Consider the following 6,701-nt stretch of genomic DNA (forward strand, 5'->3'; position numbering starts at 1 on the left):
CCATCAGCGCGATCATCGATTCCGGCGCCCAGGGCACGCTCTGCAACAGGCCGCTGCGCGAGATCGTCCGCGCCACGGAGCGCCGGCGCGGCAAGGTCGATCCGCCCCAGCAGGTGCGGATGGAGTCCCTGGCCGGCGAGACCTTCCGCGGCGAGACGGTGTTCCTGCCGTTCCTGCGGCTGGGCGGGCTGCACCTGGGCAACGTGCAGGTCACCTACGCCGACATGCACGTCTTCAAGATCTGGGAGCTGGAGACGAAGCCGGCGCTCGTCATCGGCATGGACCTGCTCACCCAGTTCGAGCAGGTGGCCCTCGACTTCGGCCGCTCGTCGGTCCGTTTCGAGTACGTCTAGGCGCGACCTGAGCCCTCGGCCAGGGCGCGGTTCTCGTGCCGGATGCGAATCCACAGCACCAGGGCGTTCAGGATCGAGAACACCAGGGCGTAGGTCGACAGGCCGAACACCAGCGGCAGGACCGCGATCTCGCCGACGACCACAACGTAGTTCGGATGCGACAGGAACCGGTAAGGCCCGCGTCGCACCAGCGGCTCACCGGGGACGATGATGATTCTCGTGGTCCAGCGGGAGCCGAGCGAGGCCAGCGTCCAGACGCGTAGCGCCTGCAGCGCCCCATAGACGGCGAGCCAGCCCCAATGCGGCGTTCGATCCCAGGCGAGCAGCCAGAGGCCGGCGAGCCAGCTTGCGTGCAGGAGCACGATCAGGGGGTAGTGGCCCGCTCCCGTCTCGGCCCCTCCCCTGGCCAGCAGCCGCTTCGTGTTGCGCCGCGAATGGATCAGCTCGCCGATCCGCTGGGCGGTCACGAAGAGCAGGATCGCGACGGCGACGGTCATGCGGCCAGGCGGACCGTGCTGCAGGTGAAGCCCGGCCCCAACGCGGTGACGACCGCGCACGGCGGCAGGCCGGACCGGCGGGCGCGGTCCAGGACATGCAGGACGGTCGGCGACGACATGTTGCCGTGGTCGGCGAGCACCTCACGCTCATGATCGAGATCGCCTTGGCGCAGCTCCAGGGCGCCTTCCAACGCCTGGATGACCTTCATTCCGCCGGGGTGGCAGATGAAGCGGTCCACGTCGGCGACCTCGAGCGCCTGGCGTTCGAGCATGGCGTCCATCGCTGGACGCAGTCGGGCGCGGGCGAACGAAGGGATCGACTGGGCGAAGATCACCCCCAGTCCTTCGGGGTCGATCCGCCAGCCCATGACGTCCAGGGTGCCCGGCCAGGTGTGCTCCGAGCAGCTCCGCACCTCGGCGAAACCTTCCGTCTCGGCGCGAAGCACGCAGGCCGCAGCGCCGTCGCCGAACAACGCGGTGGCGACCACATCGGCCTTCTCGATCCTGTCGGTGCGAAAGGCGGTCGTGCAGACTTCCACGGCCACGAGCAGCACCGTCGCCCCCGGCGTCCCGGCCGCGAGACGCGCGGCGATGCCGAGGCCGGTGGCGCCGCCGGCGCAGCCTAGGCCGAAGACCGGGATCCGCGCCGCGTCGGGCCGGAAGCCCAGGCGCTGCATCGCGAGCGCCTCCAGGCTCGGCGTCGCGATGCCGGTGGACGAGACCGTGACGATCACGTCCGCTTCGGCGGCGCTCAAACCCGCCTCCGCCAGCGCCCCTGACGCAGCCTCGACGAACAGGTCCAGCGCGCCTTCGCGATAGGCCGCCATGCGCTGCGGCCAGTCCCGGGGCTGGAGATACCAGTCTACCGGCTTCACGGCCTGTCGCGTGCGGATCCCCGCGGTTCCAAAGACGGGCGCAAGGCGCTGGAAATGGGGAAAGCGCGACTCGAAGAGCTTACGCGCGGTGTCCGCGACCTCCCGCTGGTCGAGTTCGTAAGGCGCCCGCGCCGTCGCCACGGACAACAGGCCTACCGGGGGCGCTGGCGTTCGGCTCGATCTCATCGATCAGCAACCCCGCCTCCCGACAACGGTTCCTCACCTGTGCCGCCAGCCGCCGGCGCCCGGGTCCACCGTGCGCCCTGCGGCGCGGACCTCCAGGCCCGGCGTCTCGCGCACCTCGCCCACGACGGTGAACCCACGCGGCCGTGTGGCCCCCGACGGCATGGTGCAGACGATCTCGTAGTCGTCGCCCCCGCTCGCCAGCCGCAGCAGGGCCGCGGCCACGTCCTCCTGCCGCTCCAGCCAGGTCGCCGCCGCGCCGGAGAGCGGCAACTGGTCGAGGTCCAGGAACAGCCCCACGCCACTCGCTTCGGCGATATGGCGCGCGTCGGCGATCAGTCCGTCCGAGACATCGGCCGCCGCGGTGGCGTGCCGGCGCAGCGTGGCGCGCAGGTCCAGCCTGGGCTCCGGCAGACGGTAGCGGTGCGTCAGGCGACCATCGAAGTCGGGGATCTCGCCGCGCACGGCCGCCAAGCCCAGGGTGGCGTCGCCGATAGCGCCGCTGACCAGCACCCGGTCGCCGGGACGTGCGCCGCCGCGCCGGATCATCCGCCCGGCCGGGACCCAGCCCAACGCCGTCAGGCTGCAGGTGAAGGGGCCTGGCGTGGAAGTCGTGTCGCCGCCCAGCAGGTCCACGTCGAAGGCTTCCAGGTCCGACGCCAGGCCCTGCGCGAACCGCTCCCGGTCCCGCGCCCCGAAACCCTGCGGCCAGCTCACCGCCAGGAAGGCCCCGAACGGCTCGGCGGCCTTGGCGGCGAGGTCCGACAGGTTCACCCGCACCAGCTTGCGCGCCACCAGGTCGGGCGGCTCGCCGTTCGGGAAGTGCACGCCTTCGACGATGGCGTCCTTGGTGACCACCAGGTCGAAACCCGCGCGCTGCGGGACGACCGCGGCGTCGTCCATCAGGTCGAAGGCGCCCGCGGCGCCGCGCGTCAGCGGCCGGAAGAGCCGCGCGATCTCTCCGAACTCATCCAGCCCGGACATCTTTGGCCACCCCGTCGAGGGCGCCGTTCACGAAGCCGGGCTCGGGCCCTTCGAAGAAGCTCTTGGTCAGTTCGACGTACTCGTCGATCGCCACTTCCGTCGGCACGTCCGGCCGGTGGACCAGCTCGAAGGCGCCGGCCCGCAGGATGGCGCGCACGGTGGCGTCCAGCCGCTCCAGCCGCCAGCCCTGGGCCAGCCGCTTCACGATGGCCGCGTCGATGGCCTTCTGTTCCTTGACCACGCCGCGCACCAGGTCGGCGAAGAACGCCTCGTCGGCCGTGGCCAGGGTCTCGCCCTCCACGTCGCGGTCGAACCGATGGTCCGTGAACTCGCGGATCACCGCCTCCACGCCTACCGAGGAGACCTCCATCTGGTACAGCGCCTGGACCGCCGCCAGCCGCGCTACCGAACGGGACTGCTTGCCGCCGCTCATCGTCCACCCGCCGTCAGCTGCTGCTTGAGCGCGATCATCGCCAGGGCCGCGCGCGCCGCGCCGCCGCCCTTGTCGCCCTCGCTGATGCGGGCCCGCGCCCAAGCCTGCTCCTCGTCCTCGGTCGTCAGGATCCCGTTGCCGATGCAGAGCCGCCTGTGGACGGTCAGCTCCATGATGCCCCGCGCGCTCTCGTTCGAGACGATCTCGAAGTGATAGGTCTCGCCGCGGATCACGCAGCCCAGGGCGACATAGCCGTCGTAGCGCAGCCCGCTCGGACCCGCGCCCGCCTCTTCCGCCAGAGCGATGGCGCCCGGGATCTCCAGCGCGCCCGGCACCGTGACCACGTCGTACTCGGCGCCATAGGCCTTCAAGGCGTCAGTGGCCCCTTCGAGCAGGGCGTCGGCGAGGTCGTCGTAGAAGCGGGCTTCCACGATAAGGATGCGGAGGGGTTGGTCGCTCATGCCGCCCCTTTAGGCGGTTTCGCGCCAGCGGGCGAGATATCTGGCGAGCATGTCGATCTCGAGGTTCACCCTCGATCCGGGCTTCAGCTCCCCCAGCGTGGTGACGTCCCAGGTGTGCGGGATCAGGTTCACGCCGAAGACGTCGTCCTCCACCTCGTTGACCGTCAGCGACACGCCTTCGACTGTGATGGAGCCCTTCGGCGCGATGTAGCGGTGCAGCGGACGCGGGACACGGATCCGGACGCGGTGCGAACCGCCCTCCTCCGCGACGCTGACCACCTCGCCCACGCCGTCGACGTGGCCCGAGACGATGTGCCCGCCCAGCTCGTCGCCCACCCGTGCGGCGCGCTCCAGGTTCACACGATGACCCTCGCGCCACTGGTCGAGGGTCGTCTTCGACAGCGTCTCGCCCGAGACCTCCACCGCGAACCAGCCCGGCCCCTTCTCGACGACCGTCAGGCAGCAGCCCGCGTGGCTGACCGAGGCGCCGATCTCGATGGTGGCGGTGTCGAACCCCGTCTCGATCTCGAACCGGCGGTCGCGGTCGGTGTCGCGCACGGCGCGCACGCGCCCCACGTCGGTGACGATGCCGGTGAACATGTGGACTAGACCCTCTCGTACCGTTCCCAGAGGTCGTCGCCGACTTCGCGGACCTCCACGCGCCGGAAATGGGGCGCATCGACCAGCGCCGCAACGGCCAAGGCGCCGACGCCTGGCCGGCCCTCTCCGCCGATCACGATAGGCGCCCGGAACCACTCCAGCTGGTCCACCAGGCCGCAGCGCAGGAAGCTCGCCGCCACCTGCCCGCCGCCCTCGACGAAGATCCGGGAAAGACCTTCCGCGGCAAGGGCTTGCACGACCGTCTTCAACTCGGGACGATCATCGCCGACGGCGCGGACGCCCACGATGCGGACACCGGCCTCCGCCAGCTCCGGCTTGGGCGGCGTAGTCGTGACCACATAGGTCGAGATCTCGCGCGCCGTCTTCGCCAGCTTGCACTCCGGTGTCAGCCGCTGGCGGCTGTCCAACACCACCCGCGCGGGCTGGCGGCCGTTCCAGCCCGGAAGCCGCACCGTCAGCTCCGGATCGTCGGCAAGCGCCGTCTCGATGCCGACGAGGACCGCGTCATGATCGGCCCGCAACTGATGCACCGCCCGCCTGGCCGGCTCACCGGTGATCCAGCGGCTCTCGCCGGCGGCGGTGGCGATCCGCCCGTCGAGGGAGGTCGCAAGCTTCAGGGTGACCGGCACGTCAGCGTCCGTCTTCGACCTCGCTCAGCCCTTCCTCGCCGAGGAAGCGGGCGAAGTCCTGGGTCTCGCGGAAGTCGCGGTAGACCGAGGCGTAGCGGACGTAGGCCACGTCATCCAGCTGCTTCAGCTGCTTCATGACCAGTTCGCCCACCGTCGACGAGGGCAGCTCGGTCTCGCCCATGCTCTCCAGCTGGCGCACGATGGTCGAGATCATCCGCTCGACGCGTTCGGGCTCCACCGGTCGCTTGCGCAGCGCGATCGACACCGACCGCGCCAGCTTGTCCCGGTCGAAGGGCGAACGCCGCCCGGATCGCTTCACGATGGTCAGCTCGCGCAGCTGGACGCGCTCGAAGGTCGTGAACCGCCCCTCGCACTGCGGGCACAGCCGCCGTCGGCGGATCGCCGCCCCGTCTTCCGACGGGCGACTGTCCTTCACCTGGGTTTCGTCGTGGCCACAAAACGGGCAGCGCATGATCTAGCCCCTCCGCGGCCATCTACCCCTATTAGGAGTAGATGGGGAAGCGCTTGGTCAAGGCCAGGACTTCGCCGCGCACCTTCTGTTCGACGGCGGACGAGTCTTCGCCGGTCGCCACGGCGTCCAGGACCTCGCCAATCCACTTGCCCACCTGGCGGAATTCGCCGGGACCGAAGCCGCGGGTCGTGCCGGCGGGCGACCCCACCCGCAGGCCCGAGGTCTGCATCGGCGGCAGGGGGTCGCCGGGAATCGAGTTCTTGTTGGTCGTGATGCCGGCGCGCTCCAGCGCCACTTCGGCCGCCGCGCCGCTCACGCCCTTCGGCGTGAGGTCCACCAGCATCAGGTGGCTGTCGGTGCCGTTCGAGACGATCTTGAAGCCCACGCTCTGCAGGCTGTCGGCCAGCGCCCGGGCGTTCTCGATCACGGCGCGGGCGTAGAGCTTGAACTCCGGCTTCAGCGCCTCGCCGAACGCCACGGCCTTGGCGGCGATCACGTGCATCAGCGGTCCGCCCTGCAGGCCGGGGAAGACGGCGCTGTCGATCTTCTTGGCCAGCTTCTTGTCGTTGGTCAGGATCAGCCCGCCCCGCGGACCGCGCAGCGTCTTGTGCGTCGTCGTCGTGACGATATGGGCATGAGGGAACGGGTTCGGGTACTCGCCCGCCGCGATCAGGCCGGCGTAGTGGGCCACGTCGCACATCAGGATCGCGCCCACCTCGTCGGCGATCTCGCGGAACTTCGCGAAGTCGATCTGGCGCGAATAGGCCGAGCCGCCGGCAATGATCACCTTCGGGTTGTTCGCCTTGGCGACGTCATAGGCCTCGTCGTAGTCGATCAGGTGGTCCTGGGCGCGCACGCCATAGGCCACCGGCTGGAACCACTTGCCCGACTGGTTGACGCTCTTGCCGTGCGTCAGGTGCCCGCCGTGGTCCAGGTTCATGCCCATGAAGGTGTCGCCCGGCGTCATGGTGACCATGAACACCGCCTGGTTCGCCTGGCTGCCCGAGTGGGGCTGGACGTTGGCGAACTCGCAGCCGAACAGCTGCTTGGCCCGCTCGATGGCGAGGGTCTCGACCTCGTCCACCACCTCGCAGCCGCCGTAGTAGCGCTTGCCCGGTTAGCCCTCGGCGTACTTGTTGGTCAGCCCGCTCCCCTGCGCGTCCAGCACCGCCTTCGAGACGATGTTCTCGGAC

9 protein-coding genes and 1 pseudogene are annotated in these 6,701 nt (G+C 70.1%); 1 reads left to right on the plus strand and 9 read right to left on the minus strand.

All coding sequences use genetic code 11. The features are described from left to right. The coding region (locus tag RIF93_RS17470; RefSeq protein WP_309092729.1) for a retropepsin-like aspartic protease at positions 1-353 on the plus strand (353 nt) is incomplete at its 5' end. On the opposite strand, the gene RIF93_RS17475 is transcribed toward RIF93_RS17470, so the two are convergent. The 9 genes and pseudogenes from RIF93_RS17475 to glyA form a co-directional block, all read right to left on the minus strand. Further along, on the minus strand, positions 350-850 hold the full coding sequence (locus RIF93_RS17475; RefSeq protein ID WP_309092730.1) for an isoprenylcysteine carboxylmethyltransferase family protein: 501 nt from the start codon (positions 848-850) through the stop codon (positions 350-352). The genes RIF93_RS17470 and RIF93_RS17475 overlap by 4 nt on opposite strands. Further along, positions 847-1,725 carry a type III polyketide synthase gene (locus RIF93_RS17480; protein ID WP_309092731.1) on the minus strand — a complete coding sequence of 293 codons (879 nt, stop codon included), beginning with the start codon at positions 1,723-1,725 and terminating at the stop codon, positions 847-849. The genes RIF93_RS17475 and RIF93_RS17480 overlap by 4 nt, the downstream gene beginning before the upstream one ends. Before the next feature lie 219 nt (positions 1,726-1,944). Beyond that, the gene (gene thiL, locus RIF93_RS17485; RefSeq protein ID WP_375163889.1) at positions 1,945-2,892 is read right to left on the minus strand and encodes a thiamine-phosphate kinase; all 948 of its coding nucleotides are present in this window, start codon (positions 2,890-2,892) and stop codon (positions 1,945-1,947) included. Then, positions 2,876-3,325 (minus strand): transcription antitermination factor NusB, encoded by a 450-nt coding sequence (gene nusB, locus RIF93_RS17490; RefSeq protein WP_309092732.1) that lies wholly within the window; start codon positions 3,323-3,325, stop codon positions 2,876-2,878. The genes thiL and nusB overlap by 17 nt, the downstream gene beginning before the upstream one ends. After that, positions 3,322-3,786: a 6,7-dimethyl-8-ribityllumazine synthase gene (locus tag RIF93_RS17495; protein ID WP_309092733.1), complete on the minus strand. Its 465-nt coding sequence runs from the start codon at positions 3,784-3,786 to the stop codon at positions 3,322-3,324. Before RIF93_RS17495 ends, nusB begins: the two co-directional genes overlap by 4 nt. A gap of 9 nt (positions 3,787-3,795) precedes the next feature. Then, complete coding sequence (locus tag RIF93_RS17500) at positions 3,796-4,386, minus strand: riboflavin synthase (protein WP_309092734.1); 591 nt, start codon at positions 4,384-4,386, stop codon at positions 3,796-3,798. A gap of 5 nt (positions 4,387-4,391) precedes the next feature. Next, positions 4,392-5,036, minus strand: a complete 645-nt coding sequence (locus RIF93_RS17505) for a RibD family protein (RefSeq protein WP_309092735.1) — start codon at positions 5,034-5,036, stop codon at positions 4,392-4,394. A gap of 1 nt (position 5,037) precedes the next feature. Next, entirely contained in the window at positions 5,038-5,508 is a 471-nt protein-coding gene (gene nrdR, locus RIF93_RS17510; RefSeq protein WP_309092736.1) for a transcriptional regulator NrdR, read from the minus strand. 31 nt (positions 5,509-5,539) lie between these two features. Continuing rightward, positions 5,540-6,701, minus strand: a pseudogene (gene glyA, locus RIF93_RS17515) (serine hydroxymethyltransferase); the annotation flags it as partial.

This window comes from Phenylobacterium sp., from assembly GCF_031181185.1.
In the GTDB taxonomy this organism is placed as follows: Bacteria; Pseudomonadota; Alphaproteobacteria; order Caulobacterales; family Caulobacteraceae; genus Phenylobacterium.